The organism is Lachnoclostridium sp. An196 (assembly GCF_002160135.1).
GTDB classification, from domain to species: domain Bacteria; phylum Bacillota; class Clostridia; order Lachnospirales; family Lachnospiraceae; genus Hominiventricola; species Hominiventricola avistercoris.
On sequence record NZ_NFJZ01000002.1, the window covers coordinates 135,438 to 152,709 of the forward strand.

At 54.1% G+C, this 17,272-nt stretch carries 18 protein-coding genes; 15 read left to right on the plus strand and 3 right to left on the minus strand.

The window, feature by feature from the left end; all coding sequences use genetic code 11:
• The first annotated feature begins 5 nt into the window (after positions 1–5).
• Positions 6–287: a DUF2325 domain-containing protein gene (locus tag B5F29_RS03025; protein ID WP_087153211.1), complete on the plus strand. Its 282-nt coding sequence runs from the start codon at positions 6–8 to the stop codon at positions 285–287.
• Between the two features lie 73 nt (positions 288–360).
• On the opposite strand, the gene B5F29_RS03030 is transcribed toward B5F29_RS03025, so the two are convergent.
• Entirely contained in the window at positions 361–573 is a 213-nt protein-coding gene (locus tag B5F29_RS03030) for a TOBE domain-containing protein (protein ID WP_087153212.1), read from the minus strand.
• 187 nt (positions 574–760) lie between these two features.
• Here B5F29_RS03030 and B5F29_RS03035 point away from each other — a divergent pair, with 187 nt between their 5' ends.
• From B5F29_RS03035 to B5F29_RS03095, 13 genes are all read left to right on the plus strand, one after another.
• Complete coding sequence (locus B5F29_RS03035) at positions 761–1,366, plus strand: flavin reductase family protein (protein WP_087153213.1); 606 nt, start codon at positions 761–763, stop codon at positions 1,364–1,366.
• Positions 1,359–2,054, plus strand: a complete 696-nt coding sequence (locus B5F29_RS03040) for a response regulator transcription factor (protein WP_087153214.1) — start codon at positions 1,359–1,361, stop codon at positions 2,052–2,054. Before B5F29_RS03035 ends, B5F29_RS03040 begins: the two co-directional genes overlap by 8 nt.
• Positions 2,051–3,253 (plus strand): sensor histidine kinase, encoded by a 1,203-nt coding sequence (locus B5F29_RS03045; RefSeq protein WP_087153215.1) that lies wholly within the window; start codon positions 2,051–2,053, stop codon positions 3,251–3,253. The genes B5F29_RS03040 and B5F29_RS03045 overlap by 4 nt, the downstream gene beginning before the upstream one ends.
• A 55-nt stretch (positions 3,254–3,308) precedes the next feature.
• Complete coding sequence (locus tag B5F29_RS03050) at positions 3,309–3,989, plus strand: ABC transporter ATP-binding protein (protein WP_087153467.1); 681 nt, start codon at positions 3,309–3,311, stop codon at positions 3,987–3,989.
• Between the two features lie 4 nt (positions 3,990–3,993).
• Positions 3,994–6,216, plus strand: coding sequence for an ABC transporter permease (locus tag B5F29_RS03055; protein WP_087153216.1), 2,223 nt, complete (start codon positions 3,994–3,996; stop codon positions 6,214–6,216).
• Positions 6,217–6,511: 295 nt separating this feature from the next.
• On the plus strand, positions 6,512–7,477 hold the full coding sequence (locus B5F29_RS03060; protein ID WP_087153217.1) for a beta-ketoacyl-ACP synthase III: 966 nt from the start codon (positions 6,512–6,514) through the stop codon (positions 7,475–7,477).
• 92 nt (positions 7,478–7,569) lie between these two features.
• On the plus strand, positions 7,570–7,803 hold the full coding sequence (acpP, locus tag B5F29_RS03065) for an acyl carrier protein (protein ID WP_087153218.1): 234 nt from the start codon (positions 7,570–7,572) through the stop codon (positions 7,801–7,803).
• Positions 7,804–7,819: 16 nt separating this feature from the next.
• The gene (gene fabK / locus B5F29_RS03070; RefSeq protein ID WP_087153219.1) at positions 7,820–8,746 is read left to right on the plus strand and encodes an enoyl-[acyl-carrier-protein] reductase FabK; all 927 of its coding nucleotides are present in this window, start codon (positions 7,820–7,822) and stop codon (positions 8,744–8,746) included.
• 90 nt (positions 8,747–8,836) lie between these two features.
• Complete coding sequence (fabD, locus tag B5F29_RS03075) at positions 8,837–9,772, plus strand: ACP S-malonyltransferase (RefSeq protein WP_087153220.1); 936 nt, start codon at positions 8,837–8,839, stop codon at positions 9,770–9,772.
• Entirely contained in the window at positions 9,766–10,506 is a 741-nt protein-coding gene (gene fabG / locus B5F29_RS03080; protein ID WP_087153221.1) for a 3-oxoacyl-[acyl-carrier-protein] reductase, read from the plus strand. Before fabD ends, fabG begins: the two co-directional genes overlap by 7 nt.
• Positions 10,506–11,741, plus strand: a complete 1,236-nt coding sequence (gene fabF, locus B5F29_RS03085; protein WP_087153222.1) for a beta-ketoacyl-ACP synthase II — start codon at positions 10,506–10,508, stop codon at positions 11,739–11,741. Before fabG ends, fabF begins: the two co-directional genes overlap by 1 nt.
• A gap of 67 nt (positions 11,742–11,808) precedes the next feature.
• Positions 11,809–12,234 carry a 3-hydroxyacyl-ACP dehydratase FabZ gene (gene fabZ / locus B5F29_RS03090; RefSeq protein ID WP_087153223.1) on the plus strand — a complete coding sequence of 142 codons (426 nt, stop codon included), beginning with the start codon at positions 11,809–11,811 and terminating at the stop codon, positions 12,232–12,234.
• Between the two features lies 1 nt (position 12,235).
• Positions 12,236–13,165: a DUF7916 family protein gene (locus tag B5F29_RS03095; protein ID WP_087153224.1), complete on the plus strand. Its 930-nt coding sequence runs from the start codon at positions 12,236–12,238 to the stop codon at positions 13,163–13,165.
• Positions 13,166–13,219: 54 nt separating this feature from the next.
• Here B5F29_RS03095 and B5F29_RS03100 read toward each other — a convergent pair whose 3' ends face one another.
• Positions 13,220–14,197 carry a DnaJ C-terminal domain-containing protein gene (locus B5F29_RS03100; protein ID WP_087153225.1) on the minus strand — a complete coding sequence of 326 codons (978 nt, stop codon included), beginning with the start codon at positions 14,195–14,197 and terminating at the stop codon, positions 13,220–13,222.
• Positions 14,198–14,519: 322 nt separating this feature from the next.
• Here B5F29_RS03100 and B5F29_RS03105 point away from each other — a divergent pair, with 322 nt between their 5' ends.
• Positions 14,520–15,812 (plus strand): UDP-N-acetylglucosamine 1-carboxyvinyltransferase, encoded by a 1,293-nt coding sequence (locus tag B5F29_RS03105; RefSeq protein ID WP_087153226.1) that lies wholly within the window; start codon positions 14,520–14,522, stop codon positions 15,810–15,812.
• A 144-nt stretch (positions 15,813–15,956) separates the two neighbouring features.
• Here B5F29_RS03105 and B5F29_RS03110 read toward each other — a convergent pair whose 3' ends face one another.
• Positions 15,957–17,150: a dicarboxylate/amino acid:cation symporter gene (locus tag B5F29_RS03110; RefSeq protein ID WP_087153227.1), complete on the minus strand. Its 1,194-nt coding sequence runs from the start codon at positions 17,148–17,150 to the stop codon at positions 15,957–15,959.
• Positions 17,151–17,272: the final 122 nt, after the last annotated feature.

The following is a 17,272-nucleotide window of genomic DNA, read 5'->3' on the forward strand; positions in this document are numbered from 1 at the left end:
CGTCCATGAGTATTGTCATTATTGGAGGACATGACCGGATGGTCTGCCAGTACATGAAGATCTGCAAGAACTATAAGTGTAAAGCCAAGGTGTTTACCCAGATGCCGGCCTGCCTGAACAAGCAGGTGGGCACGCCGGATATGTTCATTCTCTTCACGAATACGGTGTCCCACAAGATGGTGAAATGCGCAGTGGATGAGGCAAAGAAGAAAAATATCCAGGTGGTCCGCTGCCACACCAGCAGCGGCGCTGCGCTGGAAAACATTTTGAAGGAGCATACGGCGTAAGAAACTAAAATCCCAGAATACCGGAATCTGTAGATTTACCCGGTAGTCTGGGATTTCTGCTGTCATGGTGAAATTAGTCGTCAATTCCTACCATCACGGAAGTTGCTTTAACGATAGCATATGCTTCTTTGCCGACCTCCAGATTCAGCTCCTTGATGGCATTCATGGAGATGGTGGAAGAAACGATGTTGCCGCCTCCGATATCAATCTGAACGATCCCGTTGACAGCTCCCTCGGTGATGCTGACAATGGTTCCTTTAAACTGATTGCGTGCGCTGATTTTCATAGATGATTCCTCCTTCTAGGTATAATCTTATGCTTTCATACCTGCCTGAATATTATAAGAAATTTCTGTCGGAAGTGCAAGCGTCCGCCCGGAGAAATGAAGAGGCAGTGACATTAAGAAAGACTTCTCCTTGCCAAAGCCTTTGAATCTGCGTAGAATGAAGAAAACGGCGTTTGGAGGAAACATTATGGCAAAAGAATATTGGAGGCCGGGCAACATGCTCTATCCGGTTCCGGCGGTGATGGTGAGCTGCCAGAGTCCGGGGGAGAAGCCGAACATTATCACGGTGGCGTGGGCGGGGACGGTCTGCTCTTCCCCTGCGATGGTATCCATTTCCGTTCGGAAAGAGAGGCATTCCTACCATATATTAAAAGAGACCGGAGAGTTTGTGATCAATCTGGTGACAAAAGAATTGACACGGGCTGCGGACTATTGCGGCGTCCGCTCGGGACGGGATGTGGACAAGTTCCGGGAGATGCATCTTACGGAACTGCCGTCCAGGGAGATCGCGGCGCCGGGGATTGCGGAAAGTCCGGTCAATATAGAATGCCGGATCAAAGAGGTGATTCCGCTGGGCAGTCACGATCTGTTCCTGGCAGAGGTGGCCGGCGTGACGGTGGAAGACCGGTACATGGATGAGAACGGGAAGTTCCGCCTGAGCGATGCCGGGCTGGTAGCGTATTCCCACGGCGAGTATTACGAGCTGGGAGAGAAGGTAGGCAGCTTCGGTTATTCGGTTCGGAAGAAACCGGGGCGCACTTCCGGGAAAAAGAGGAGACAGCCGGATGGATGAGAGAGCGGTAACTCTGTACTATGCCGAGGATGACAAGGCGATTGCAGAGGCGGTCCGGGAATACCTGGCCGGACGGGGCTGCAGGGTGACGGTGTTCGCGGAAGCGGAAGCATTAAAGCGTGCGCTGCAGATCCGCCGCCCGGATGTGGTGATTCTGGACTGGAATTTGCCCAAAGGATCTGTTAAGGAACAGGGAGACGAGATATGCCGGTGGATCCGTGCCCGGTGGAAAGAGCTTCCGGTGCTCTTTCTGACGGTTCGGGAAGAACCCGCTGATATGCTGGCCGGTTTTCGGAGCGGAGCGGACGATTATGTGACGAAGCCCTTTGATCTGGAAGTGCTCTGCGCGAGGATACGGGCGCTTTTGCGCAGGGCAGGACAGCAGAAGGAACACAGCTTTTGCTGCGACGCGCTGACCCTGGACGCGGAAAAAATGCAGGTGTTCAGCGGAGAAAAAGAGATTGCGCTGAGCCGGGCGGAATATCAGATTCTGCTGCTTTTGATGGAAAACAAAGGAAGGACTGTCACGCGCGGACAGCTTCTGGAGCAGATCTGGGACAGCGAAGGGAACTATGTAAACGATAATACGCTGACGGTCACCATGAAACGGCTCCGGGAAAAACTGGGCCATCCGTCCTGTCTGAAAACAGTGCGCAGTTTTGGATATCGTATGGAGGACAGTTTATGAACAGGAAAAGCTGCCGGAATATACGCATGCTGTTGTCTGCCGGCGCCTGCGCGGCGGGGATTCTGGCGGTCATCCTGGTATGGGGGCATCTGTACCAGAATGCAGTCTATACGCATCTGGATGCATTTTGCCGGACAGTTCTGGAACAGGATCCGGAAGCGGAAGAAACGCTGCGGATTTCGCTGAAAGAGTATCAGAACCGGATGGGGAACGGGGCATCCGGAGAACCATTTTTGGAAGCCTATGGATATACTCCGAAGGATTTTCGGGCCGTTCCCGGAACTGCGGCAGGGATTGTCTGCACGGTCTGCGCGGCGGGAATCCTGGCCGCCTGCCTTTTGCCGGTGCGGCAGGAGAGGCGTGCGGCAAAAAAGAGGATCCGGGAACTGACCGGGTATCTGGAACGGGTCAATACCGATGCCCCGGGAACGCTTCTGGAGATGCGGGAAGATGATTTTGCCCACCTGCAGGATGAGATCTACAAAACGGTCACCAATCTGCATGCGGCCAGAGACGCGGCCCTGAAAGCCAGGGAGAACTATGCGGAGCATTTGGCGGACATTGCCCACCAGCTGAAGACTCCGGTCACGGCGGCGCTTTTGTCTCTGCAGCTCTCAGAACAGGCATCCTCCGGAAAAGATGCAGGAGACACACATCTGGAATCGGTTCGCCGCCAGCTGGAGAGGCTGGCCTGGCTGGAAGAGACTTTGCTCACACTTTCCAAAATCGACGCAGGAACGCTGAAGATGGAGCATGCTCCGGTGGATCTTTATACGCTGCTCTGCCTTGCGGCCGAAAATCTGCAGGAGCTGCTGAGCCAGAAAGAGGTGCAGGTGGAAATCCCGGACCGGGGCAGTGCGGAGATGTACGGAGACATGGAATGGTCCATGGAGGCGGTCATGAACCTGATGAAAAACTGCATGGAACATACACCGGCCGGAGGGAAAATTTTCTGTGACTATGGAGCGAATCCCCTTTACGTCTGGATCCGGATCCAGGACGATGGTCCTGGATTTGCAGCCGAAGACCTGCCGCATCTTTTTGAACGCTTTTATCAGGGGAAAGATGCGGCGGGAGGCGGCGCGGGGATCGGTCTTGCGCTGGCACGTTCCATCTTTGAACTGCAGAACGGAAACATAACGGCGCGCAACCGGCCGGAAGGCGGCGCATGTTTTGAGATCCGCATATACAGTCACTGAGATGTCACTTTCGTCTGCTATGCTTTTTACAGATCAACAGAAAGAGGTGATGTCTTTGGAAATTCTGAGATGCGAAGGTGTCCGTAAAGTATATGGAAGCGGTGAGAGCCGGGTCGTGGCTCTGGGTGGAATCGACCTGTCTGTGGAAAAGGGAGAATTCGTAGCAATTGTGGGGGCTTCCGGCTCCGGAAAATCTACGCTGCTCCATATTCTGGGCAGCGTGGACCGGGCCACAGAAGGGAAGGTGCTGGTGGACGGAGAGGATGTCTCCGCGCTGAAGCCCGCCCGGGCGGCCATATTCCGCCGCAGAAAGGTGGGACTGGTCTATCAGTTTTACAACCTGATTCCCACGCTCACCTTGAAAAAAAATATTCTGCTGCCGCTTGTGCTGGACCGGCGGCAGCCGGATCAGGAATACTTTGACAAGGTGACGGGGCTCCTGGGGATCGCGGACCGGCTGGAAGCCTTGCCGTGCCAGCTCTCCGGCGGCCAGCAGCAGCGGGCGGCGATCGCCAGAGCGCTGATTTACCGTCCGGCGATTCTTCTGGCAGATGAACCCACCGGCAATCTGGACCGGAAAAATTCCCAGGAGGTCATTGACCTTTTGAAGATGTCAAATCGGAACCTGAAACAGACGGTTATCCTGATCACACATGATGAAAAAGCCGCTCTGGAAGCAGACCGGATCGTGACGCTGGAAGACGGACGCATCGTCGGCGACCGGAAACGGGGGTGACGTTATGTGGAAAGAATATTCCCGGGATGACATTCGCTATAACCGGGCTTCCAGCATGTCTGTGATCATCGCGGTATTGATCTCGGCGCTGCTCCTGTCGCTTTTGTGCGGCGTACTTTATAATTTCTGGAATTATGATGTGGTGAGAGTGAAGACGGAGGATGGAGATTATCATGCGAGGCTGACGGGGACGCTGACGGAGGAGGACGTAGAAGCCATACAAGGCTATGCCAATGTGGAGAGCGTTCGGATTCGCCGGGAAATCTCGGAAGACGGCAGGAAGACGGCGGATATCCGTCTTCGGGATGCATCTTCCGTGTATGAAGACCTTCCGAAGATCGCGGCGCTGGCGGGATTGGACGCCGGAGATGTGACCTATCATGAAGACCTGCTGAATCTGCTTTTCGTGGTCAACCCGGACCGCCCGGATGCCCTGGATGTGTACGCGGTACTGGTCGTTTTTGCGGGGACGGCGCTGTGCGCGTGCTTTTCCCTGATTCTGATCATTCACCATTCTTTTGCGGTTTTTATGAATGAAAAGATCCGTCAGCTCGGCATCCTGTCCAGTGTGGGAGCGTCTCCGGCACAGATCCGGACGGTACTCCTGCAGGAAGCAGCCGCGCTGAGCGTCCTTCCGGCGGCGGCAGGGATCCTTCTGGGAATCGGCGCGGCAGCCGGAATGATGGCATGGGTCGACTGGGTCAGGGACCGGGCGCTGCCCGGGACGCTGGATGTGCCGTTCTCCTACCATCCGCTGGTTCTGTGCGCGGCGCTTTTATGCGTGGCGGCAACCGTGATGATCTCAGCCTGGATGCCTGCCTGGAAGCTGGGCAGGATATGCCCCATGGAAGCCGTCCGGGGAAGTGGAGAACGAAGCCTGACAAAGAAAAAAGAGTCCCGCCTTCTGGGAACGCTGTTCGGGATAGAAGGCGAGCTGGCGGGAAATGCGCTGAGAGCCCGGAGAAGATCCCTGCGTACTGCGTCGTTTTCACTGACCTTTTCCTTTCTGGCGTTTGGGTTTATGCTCTGCTTCTTTTCCATCAGCAGCCTCAGTACGCAGATTTCTTATTTTGACGGATCGGCGTCCGAGTGGGATGTGATGGTTACGGTAAAGAATACAGATATTGAAGAATTTGACCGGACGGAAGAGATCCGGCATCTGTCCGGGGTCCGGGATGCCGCCGTGTACCAGAAAGCCCGGGCAAAACGGTTTCTGACAGAAGAAGAACTGAGCGGCGAGTTTCGGGACGCCGGCGGCTTTGAGGGCGTTTCGGAGACTTATGTGACTCCGGAGGAAGGCGGCTGGCTGATCAACGCGCCGGTATGGATCCTGGACGACGCCAGTTTCCTGCAGTACTGCGGACAGATCGGCGTGGAACCGCGGCTGGACGGCGCGGTCGTTCTGAACCAGGTGAGGGATGACACAGATCCTAACTTCCGTGTGCGCAATGTGTTTCCTTATCTGAAAGAGGGGCAGGAAACGGCGGTTCTGTACTGCGCCGGGCAGGAAGAGAGCTCGGCCGGGATCCGGGTGCTTGGATACGCGCAGGAACTGCCTGTTTTGAGAGAAGAATACCAGACGCTGGATTATTATGAGATGATACACGTTCTGCCTGTGTCGCTGTGGGAGGAAATAGAAGAAGAAATCGAAGGCGCCGAGGAAGATATGTATATCCGCGTCTTCGCGGAAGAAAATACGGAACGCGCCGGACTGGAGGCGCTGGAGAGAGAACTGGCGCAGGCAATCGGCAGCTCCTATGAGATCGAGAGTGAGAACCGCATCGGAGAAGAGGAGGCCAGCGACAGTTCGTACCGGGCGCTGATGACGATCATCGGCGGTTTCTGCATCCTGCTTGCCATGATCGGCATCGGCAATGTGTTTACCAATACGCTGGGGTTTGCCCGCGAGAGAAGGAGAGAGGTGGCGCGTTATCTGTCCGTGGGCATGACGCCTCAGAGCATCCGGAAGATGTTCTGTGTGGAAGCGCTGGTACTGGCGGGACGGCCGGTGCTGGTCACACTGCCGGTTCTTGCCGTTATTTCCTGGATATTTATGAGGGTGGCATATCTGGATCCGGCGCTGCTTCTCCGGTGTGTGCCGGCGGCGCCGCTGCTGGCGTTTGTACTGGCAGAGTTCGCATTCGTCGGACTGGCTTATTATATAGGAGGAAGAACGGTGCTGCGCATGAATCTGGCCGATGCGCTCCGGGATGATACCTTGCAGTGAGCGCTGATAGTTACTATTCACAGCCTACTCCACCCATATGCGCACTCGTCGCCTCTGCGAGGCTCCAGTCCCGCTCCTGCCGGAGCTAAGACTGCTTATATGGGTGGAGTGACTGCTTCGCAGTCTTGATTCAGGATTGAATAGTAACAGCTGGTGAGAATATTTTCCGGGAAGGGTATTGACAAACCATCCCTTCCCGGATATACTTTAGCCGAAATAGTTTGATAATCAAAGTAAATGAGAATGGGGAACGGATCCGGCGCATATCCGACCGGTCTGATGAACGGAGAGAAAGATGAACACGAAAATAATTGGAACCGGCTATGACCTGCCGGCATTTGCAGCGGACAATGATTACCTGGCCACGCTGGTGGATACCAGCGATGAATGGATCGTGGAGCGTACGGGTATCCGCACCAGACATCTGGCAAAAGAGGAGACGACCACATCCATGGCGGTGCGCGCTTCTGTACAGGCTTTGGAGCGTGCCGGGATGAAGGCGGAGGAGATCGACCTCCTGATTGTTGCGACGATCACGGGGGACACGGAAACGCCAAGTACGTCGTGCCGGGTGCAGGCAGAGATCGGCGCGCACCGGGCGGTGGCTTTTGATGTGAATGCGGCATGTTCCGGATTTTTGTACGGGATGCATATAGCGGAGGCGTTTATCCGCAGCGGGATTTACCGGAACGCGCTGGTGATCGGTTCGGAGACCATGTCCAAGATCATCGACTGGACGGACCGGAGTACCTGCGTCCTGTTCGGGGACGGCGCGGGAGCGGCTGTTCTGGCGGGAACGGAAGAACCGGGCATTCTTTCTCAGATTGTCGGGAGCAACGGAGGAAAATGGGAAGTACTGGAGTGCCAGGGACGGCCCAATGAAAACCCTCTCAATAAGGAGGAAAGAAAGCCGGGGTATCTGACCATGAACGGGCAGGAGGTCTTCAAGTTTGCAGTAAAGACAGTGCCTGTCTGCGTGGAGGAAGCGCTGGAGAAAGCGGGCGTCGCTGCGGACGAGGTAAAATACTTTCTTTTGCATCAGGCGAATAAGCGGATTATACAGTCGGTGGCAAAGCGGCTGGGCCAGCCGGAAGAGAAATTTCCGATGAATCTGGACCAGTGCGGAAACACTTCCGCGGCAAGTCTTCCGATCCTTCTGGCACAGATGGACGAGCAGGGACTCCTGCAGCGCGGAGACAAACTGGTACTGTCCGGATTCGGCGCGGGGCTGACCTGGGGTGCATGCCTGCTGGAATGGTAAAAAAAGCATTGACAAACGACATGTTAACACATATACTTTGAGTGTCAAAATAAAGGAAAACCAATAAAAAAAGAGTTTTAAGGAGAACGAACATGTTAGAAAAAATCAAAGAGATGGTAGCAGAGCAGTTAAATGTTGACGCAGCGGAGATCACCGAGGCGACTTCTTTCAAGGATGATCTGGGTGCAGATTCTCTGGACCTGTTCGAGCTGGTTATGGCGCTGGAAGAGGAGTATGAGATCGAGATCCCGTCCGAGGAGCTGGAGAACCTTACTACAGTAGGATCCGTTGCTGACTATCTGAAATCCAAAGGTATAGAAGAATAAGAAAGCAGGTTGTAAAATGAAGACAAGGGTAACAGAACTTTTAGGCATCGAAAAGCCGATCATCCAGGGCGGCATGGCATGGGTGGCAGAGTCCCATCTGGCGGCGGCTGTTTCAGAGGCGGGCGGTTTCGGAATCATCGGAGCTGCGAACGCGCCGGCTGATGTGGTCAGAAACTATATCCGCGAGGCAAAGCAGATGACGGATAAGCCGTTCGGCGTGAACATCATGCTGATGAGTCCTTATGCGGACGAGATCGCGCAGGTAGTGGTAGAGGAAGGCGTTGCGGCGGTGACCACCGGCGCGGGCAATCCGGAGAAATATATGGAACAGTGGAAAGCCGCAGGCATCAAGGTGATCCCGGTCGTTGCTTCTGTTGCGCTTGCAAGACGTATGGAGCGGTGCGGTGCGGACGCAGTCGTTGCAGAAGGCACCGAGTCTGGCGGACACATCGGCCAGGCGACGACCATGACCCTGGTACCTCAGGTGGTGGACGCGGTGGAGATCCCGGTGATCGCAGCCGGAGGCATCGGTGACGGCAGAGGGTTTGCCGCAGCGATTATGCTTGGCGCGGAAGCGGTACAGATGGGAACCCGTTTCTGCGTATCCAATGAATGTACCGTTCATGAGAAATACAAAGAACGTATCCTGAAAGCGAAAGATATTGATTCGGAAGTGACCGGAAGAAGCCACGGCCATCCGGTGCGCGGCCTGAGAAACAAGATGACCCGTGAATACTTGAAGCTGGAAGCGAATGGCGCAAGCTTTGAGGAACTGGAGAATCTTACGCTGGGCGGCCTGCGCCGCGCGGTGGTTGACGGAGATACCGACAATGGATCTGTGCTGGCAGGACAGATCGCAGGTATGATCAACAAACGCCAAAGCTGCCGGGAGATCATCGATGAAGTCATGGATCAGGCGGAAACTCTTTTGAAATTGAAATAAACAGGACTGATAAAGGCTGCCGGAACATTGATTGCCGCAGCCTTTATTGGAATCAAAAACTTTGATAATCAAAATTTATGAGGTGTGGATATGAGCAGGACTGCTTTTGTATTTCCCGGCCAGGGGGCGCAGTACGTTGGCATGGGAAAGGATTTTTACGAGGCGTTTCCGGTCTGCAGGGAAGTGTTTGAGACTGCGTCGGAAGCCACCGGGCTGGACATTGCGAAGCTCTGCTTCGAGGAGAATGAGCAGCTGAATCAGACAGAATATACCCAGATCTGCATGCTGACGGTGGAAGCGGCCATCCTGAAGGCTGTGGAAGGACAGGGAGTCCGTTCGGAGGTAAACGCAGGTCTGAGCCTGGGCGAATACGGGGCGCTGATCGCATCCGGCGTCATGGACGCCGCCGATGCATTCAAAGTCGTGCGCCAGAGGGGAATCCTGATGCAGAACGCGGTTCCCACCGGCGGAGCCATGGCGGCGGTTATGGCCATGGATGCGAAGAAGATCGAAGAGATCTGCGCACAGACAGAGGGAATCGTATCGATCGCCAATTATAACTGTCCGGGACAGATCGTGATCACCGGAGAGGAAGGGGCGGTGGACGCAGCCTGCGAGGCGCTGAAAGCAGCAGGCGCGAAACGGACGGTAAAGCTCAATGTAAGCGGACCGTTCCACTCCCAGATGCTTGCAGAAGCCGGCGAGAAGCTGGGAGAAGTTTTAAAAGATGTGAAACTGAATGATTTTTCTGTACCCTATGTGACCAATGTGACAGCGGATTACGTCAGATCCGCGGGAGAAGTAAAAGATCTTCTCTGCAGGCAGGTGGCGTCCAGCGTGCGCTGGCAGCAGTCGGTGGAACGGATGATCGCGGACGGTACGGATACTTTTATAGAGATCGGACCGGGCAGGACATTGTCCGGATTCATGAGAAAGATTGACCGGGGAGTGACCATGATGAATATCGACAAGATGGAAGATTTTGAAAAAGTCATGGAGACTCTGAAAGGAGAGGGAGCATGTTAGAAGGAAAGATTGCTCTGGTTACCGGGGCGGCCAAAGGGATCGGACGTGCGATCGCACTGGCGCTGGCGGCAGACGGAGCGACGGTTGTGGTAAATTACAACGGATCCAAAGAGCGCGCGGAGCAGGTGGTGGAAGAGATCAAGGCACTGGGCGCGGACGGTGTGGCATATCAGTGCAACGTGGCGGATACGGCAGCCACGGCGGATATGGTGAAAGAAGTGATTAAAACCTATGGGAAACTGGATATTCTGGTGAATAATGCCGGTATTACCAGGGACAACCTGATCATGAAAATGAGCGAAGAAGATTTCGACGCGGTGATTGACGCCAATCTGAAAGGCTGTTTCAATACCATCAAGGCGGTCAGCCGCCAGATGCTTAAGCAGCGTGCAGGAAGGATCATCAATATTACTTCTGTGTCCGGAATCCTGGGCAATGCGGGACAGGCCAACTATGCGGCATCCAAGGCGGGCATCATCGGCCTGACCAAGACGATGGCAAGGGAGCTGGCAAGCAGAGGCATTACGGTGAATGCGGTGGCGCCGGGATTTGTGGATACGGATATGACACAGGTGCTTCCCGAAAACGTGAAAGAGGCCGCGACGGCGCAGATTCCTCTGGGACGGTTTGGAAAACCGGAGGATATCGCCAATATGGTAGCTTATCTGGCGTCCGAGAAGGCGTCCTATATCACCGGACAGATTATCAGCGTTGACGGAGGGATGGCGATTTGATGAGAAGAGTGGTAGTGACCGGTATGGGGGCAATCACTCCCCTGGGTCTGAATGTGGATGAGTTTTTTGAGAATGTGAAGGCGGGAAATCATGGTTTCGGACCGATTACCAGATTTGACGCCAGTGAATACAAGGCAAAGGTAGCGGCGGAGGTCAAAGGCTTTGTGGGGAAAAACTACATGGACTTTAAGGCTGCCAAGAGAATGGAACTGTTCTCTCAGTATGCGGTAGCGGCCACGAAGGAAGCGCTTGAGCAGGCCGGACTGGATATGGAAAAGGAAGATCCGTACCGCGTGGGATGCTCGATCGGTTCCGGTATCGGCGGACTGGAGACGATGGAGAGAGAGTATGCAAAGCTGACCCAGAAAGGGCCAAGCCGTGTGAATCCGCTGATGGTTCCCCTGATGATTTCCAACATGGCGGCCGGAAATGTCTCCATCGCTTATGGCCTGAAAGGCAAGAGCATCAACGTGGTGACGGCGTGCGCGACCGGTACGCATTCCATCGGCGAGGCTTACCGCAGCATTCAGGTGGGCGACGCGGACGTTATGGTGGCCGGCGGTACCGAGAGCTGCATCTGCCCGCTGGGAGTGGCAGGATTTGCGGCGCTGACCGCGCTTTCTTCCAGCGAAGACCCGGACCGCTGCTCGATTCCGTTTGACAAAGACCGCAGCGGATTTGTCATGGGCGAGGGCGCGGGAGTGGTCGTGCTGGAATCTTTGGAGCATGCTCAGGAAAGAGGCGCAAAGATCCTGGCGGAAGTGGTAGGATACGGAGCAACCAGCGACGCATATCATATCACCTCCCCGGCGGAAGACGGCATGGGAGCCGCTACCGCTATGAAATGGGCGGTTCAGGAGTCCGGGGCAGCCATGGAAGATATCATGTATATCAATGCCCACGGGACGAGCACGCACCACAACGATTTGTTTGAGACCCGGGCGATCAAAGAAGCGTTCGGAGAGCACGCAAAGGAAATGAAGATCAACTCCACCAAATCCATGATCGGGCATCTGCTGGGAGCGGCAGGCGCGGTGGAATTCATTACCTGCGTCAAAGAAATTCAGGAAGGCTATGTGCATGTGACGAGAGGTCTGGAACATCCGGATGAAGAACTGGACCTGGATTATGTACAGGGGCAGGGCGTGGAGATGGATCTTACGTACGCTCTCTCCAATTCTCTGGGATTCGGCGGACACAACGCAAGTATCCTGGTAAAGAAGTGGGCGGAATAATCTGCGGACATTCTGGGGTCAAAAGGTATTTTGGCCCCAATATTATATTTGAAAAGAGGTTATGATTATGGTAATGGATATCAAAGAAATCATGGAAACAATTCCGCATCGTCAGCCGTTTCTGCTGATCGACCGGATCGAGGAACTGGAACCCGGGAAACGCGCGGTGGGGAAAAAATGCGTTTCTTATAACGAACCGTTTTTCAACGGCCATTTTCCGCAGGAACCCGTGATGCCCGGCGTGCTGATTCTCGAGGCGCTGGCTCAGGTAGGCGCGGTGGCGATTTTAAGCCAGCCGGAAAATCAGGGAAAAACGGTTTACTTTGGAGGAATCGACAAAGCAAAATTCAAAAGAAAAGTAGTGCCGGGCGACGTGCTGACCCTGGAACTGGAGATTATCAAGCAGAAGGGTCCCATAGGCATGGGAACAGCAAAGGCGACGGTGGACGGCAAGGTGGCGGCTTCCGCAGAACTGACCTTTGCGGTGGGCTGATATGGGAAAGAGATATCTGGACTGTACGGCGTCAGAGATTCGCCGGATGAATGGAAAAGAGCTGGCGGACGCGATTGCGGGAAGCGAAGGACGGCTTCTGGTCTGCGAGACGATCGGAGCGGTCCGTCCCATGCTGGGGGATGTGACCAATGCGGAATTCGCCGCGGCCATGGGAGCGGATCTCATCATACTGAACCTGTTTGATGTCCATGCTCCTGTGATCCAGGGACTTCCGGATACGGCGCCGGAAGACGTGATCCGCGAAGTCAAGAGGCTTACGGGCAGAGCTGTGGGGATTAATCTGGAACCGTTGGAAGACGGCGTGGAAAGTTCTGTCGGTACGAACAGCGAATGGAAACTGACCTCCGGCAGGGCCGGAACGCTGGAAAACGCAGAGAAAGCAGTTGCAATGGGCGCGGATTTTATTGTGCTCACCGGGAATCCGGGGGTAGGAGTGACCAACCGGGCGATCACGCAGACACTGAAAAAATACAGGGAAGCGTTCGGGGACCGGATCCTGCTGGTCGCGGGCAAGATGCATGCGGCGGGAATCCTGTCGGAGAGCGGGGAAAAGATCATCACGGAAGAAGATGTGCGCGCTTTTGCCGAAGCGGGGGCCGACGTGATCCTGATGCCGGCGCCGGGCACCGTTCCGGGGATCACGACGGAATACATCCGCAGACTGGTGTCCTGCGCGCACGAGCTGGGGAAACTGACGCTCACGGCCATCGGCACCTCCCAGGAAGGGGCAGATACCGCCACGATTCGAGAGATCGCGCTCATGTGCAAGATGACCGGGACGGATCTGCATCATCTGGGAGACTCCGGCTATGTAGGGATGGCACTGCCGGAAAACATTCTGGAATATGGAAAAGTGATACGGGGAGTCCGCCATACCTATCACAGGATGGCCTCCTCTATAAACCGATAAAAAGGCCAAAACAAAAAGGCGCTGTTTCAAAACAGTGCCTTTTTCTGGCGGTGATCACGCCGCCCCTCTGCGGCCTCTGCCGCACGCCTGCTGAAATTCTTTCAGTTTTTGTTTCGCCTCCGGATTCAGATTCGTAGGTACCTGGATCTGGACGGTCACGTACTGGTCGCCGCGTACGCCCGGGTTCTTCATGGAGACAATTCCCTTGCCGCGCAGACGGATCTTGGAACCGGACTGTGTCCCCTCTTTGATCTTGCATACAACGCTGCCGTATAATGTCTGGATCGTCGCTTCTCCGCCGAATACGGCAGTCGTAAACGGAATTGATACGGTCGTGTACAGATCTGTTCCTTTTCTTTCGTATCCCGGCTTCGCGCCTACCTGCACCTTCAGATACAGATCGCCGGACGGTCCGCCGCCGTATCCGGCAGCGCCTTTCCCCTGGAGCCGGATGCTCTGCCCGCTGTCGATTCCTGCCGGAATATGAACCTGCAGTCTCTGGGATCCGCCGTTTGGATCGGAGAGCGTGATGGTCTTGTCTGCGCCGAACGCAGCCTCATCGAATGTGACAGAAAGGTCTGCGTGTATATCCTGACCTTTGCCGCGGAAACCGCCCCGTCCGGAAAAACCGCCGTGGGGATCGCCGCTGTTAAAATATTCATAAGAGAACCCGTGAGGGTCACTGCCGTGGAACATATGTCCGAACAGATCTCCAAACAAATCGTCCATGTTTCCGCCTTCAAAATGATATTCCTGATATCCGCCGGAACTGCCCGGACCTGCCTGAGGTCCGGCGCCGGTGCCGTCAAAGGCCGCATGGCCGAATTGATCGTAAAGCTTTCTCTTCTCGGGATCACTCAGTATGGTATATGCCTCCGTGACCTCTTTAAACTTCTCCTCCGCCCCGGGGTCTCCTCCATTGGTGTCGGGATGGTATTTTTTCGCCAGCTTGCGGTAAGCTTTTTTTATGGCGTTGTCGTCTGCACTTTTCTGTATTCCCAGTATTTCATAATAATCTCTTTTTGCTGCCAATGCGTTCACCCTCTTTCTGTAAATACATGACCAAACAATTCTATTTGTTCTATATATAATATAACACCATGGACAGAGAAGGTCAATATGAAAAAATATGTAATTTGTGTGAATATACAGATACATTTATTGATCAATCTGTGTGCGGAAGACTTGAAAATAAGCCTTTTTTTGACAATGTGTTCATTGATTTTTCAAATACAGTAATATATAATATATGAGATATGCAGATACATGTCATTGAAAATCAGAGAATAAAAAGCGCGGATTCGGCGCAACCTTTAGATATATAGATAGAACGCAATTAAACTGGGGTGCAATCGTGGAACAATATGTTATTAAAGGCGGAATACCACTAAACGGTGAAGTGGAGATAGGAGGCGCGAAAAACGCGGCTCTTGCGATTTTGGCAGCGGCAAATATGACGGATGAAACCGTCTACATCGATAATATTCCCGACGTGAGGGATATCAACGCCATGCTGGAAGCGATGGAAGGCATTGGAACAAAAGTAGAAAGACTGGACAGACATACGGTGACGGTCAACGGATCCGGTCTGGAAAACTGTATCGTAGAAAATGAGAGTATGAAGCGGATTCGGGCTTCTTACTACCTGCTGGGCGCATTGCTCGGCAAATACAAAAAAGCTCAGGTGCCTCTTCCCGGCGGATGCAATATCGGCAGCCGTCCTATTGATCAGCATTTGAAAGGTTTCAAGGCAATGGGGGCCGCAACCAGAATTGAGCATGGATTTATTATTGCCGAGGCAGAAAAACTGCACGGCGCTCATATATTCCTGGATATGGTATCGGTGGGCGCGACGATCAATATCATGATGGCGGCGTCCATGGCGGACGGCAATACGATCATCGAGAATGCTGCAAAAGAGCCGCATGTGGTGGATGTGGCCAACTTCCTGAACAGTATGGGAGCAAGCATTAAAGGAGCCGGTACGGATGTGATCCGTATCAAAGGTGTGAAGTCTCTGCACCGGACGGAGTATTCCATTATTCCGGATCAGATTGAGGCTGGGACATTTATGTTTGCAGCGGCGGTTACCGGTGGGAATGTGGTACTCCGCAATGTGATTCCGAAACACCTGGAGGCTACCAGCGCCAAGCTTTTGGAACTGGGCTGTGAAGTGCATGAGTATGACGACGCGGTGCGGGTGATTTCCCACGGCAGGCTGCAGAATACCCATGTGAAAACAATGCCGTATCCGGGATTTCCCACGGATATGCAGCCGCAGATTGCAGTCTCCCTGGCATTGGCAGAGGGGACGAGCATTGTGACAGAGAGCATTTTTGAGAACCGGTTCCGCTATGTGGACGAGCTGGCGCGGATGGGCGCTTCCATAAAAGTAGAAGGAAATGTGGCCGTGATCAGCGGCGTGGAGAAATTCACCGGAGCCAGAGTCAGCGCGCCGGATCTGAGAGCCGGAGCGGCTTTGGTGATCGCAGGGCTGGCAGCCGAAGGCATCACGATTGTGGATGACATTTACTATATTGAACGCGGTTATGAGAACCTGGATCAGAAACTGCGGGGACTGGGCGCACAGATCGAGAAAGTGGCCAGCGAGAAAGAGATCCAGAAGTTTAAGCTGAAAGTGGGCTGATCGAGCGAGGTGTCGGTCCTCTGGCGCAGAACATTAGACCGCGGTTCGGCAGTAAGACTTGGAGATAAAAAATCCTATCAAAAATCTGTTTTGGATTTTTGATAGGATTTTTTTGCCCCGCTCTTGGTCTCCGGTAAAGCAAAGTTATGCCTCGATATGATGTTTATCCGCATATCCGGTCAGGATCAGCGTCAATGCGCCGTCCCCGGTTACGTTGCAGGCAGTGCCGAAGCTGTCCTGAAGCGCGAAGATGGTCAGCATCAGCGCGGTTCCGGTAGCGTCGAACAGCAGGACTCCGGTGATCAGTCCCAGGGAAGCCATAACCGTTCCACCGGGAACGCCGGGAGCGCCGATGGCAAAAATACCCAGCAGCAGGCAGAAGAGAATCATGGTGCCGAGCGACGGAATGGTACCGTAGAGGATCTGCGATACCGTCATGACGAAAAAGACTTCTGTGAGGACAGAGCCGCACAGGTGAATATTAGCGAACAGCGGTACGCCGAAATTCACCATATCTTCCCTCAGGACGGAGGATTTTTTCGCACAGCGCAGGGCGACGGCAAGGGTTGCCGCGGAGGACATCGTTCCGACTGCCGTGATGTAGGCGGGGCCGTAATGCTTCACGACCTCCAGCGGATTTTTTCCGGAATAAACGCCCGCCAGGAAATACAGGAGCGCCATCCAGATATAATGGCCGATCATGACGATGATGATTACTTTCAGGAAAACCGGAAGCTGCTGAGTAATCGTCCCTTCGTAAGCAAGGCCGCAGAATGTGCAGGCAATGAAGAACGGCAGGACCGGGATGATGACGCGGCTTACGACCTGGAGTACGATCTTCTGGAATTCATCCAACAGCTCCGCGGTGCGGGAAGAGCCGGTCCAGGTGACACCCAGCCCGATCAGGACGGAAAACACCAGAGCGCTCATCACGCTCATGATCGGCGCGATCTCCAGCTGGAAGACAGCTTCCGGAAGAGAGCGAAGCCCCTCGGCAGCGGAAACGATGGAAAGCCGCGGAATCAGTGCATAGCCAGCTGCTGTAGAGAAAAAGGCAGCTCCGATAGAGGAAGCGTATGCAAGAAGCAGTGCAACGCCCAGCATGCGGGAAGCGTTTTTTCCAAGAGTGGTGATGGACGGCGCGATAAACCCGATAACGATAAGCGGCACGCAAAAATTGATGATCTCACCCAGAATCTGTTTTAAAGATACAATGACATTCATGAATGCCATGGAAACGGGGGCTTCCGGATAACGGCCGGAAAGAAGCCCCAGCAGGATGCCGGCTGCGACGCCCAGAAGCAGCCGGAACGGAAGGCTGAAAATGATTTTTTTCATGTATTATCTCCCTTTAGTAATTATTTGCCCGAATGGGACCGGGCATTTGTTCTTATAGTATATGTTGTTTTTCGCTTCCTGGCAATCCGCAGAAAATTTCCAGGGGAAATTTCATTCGTACA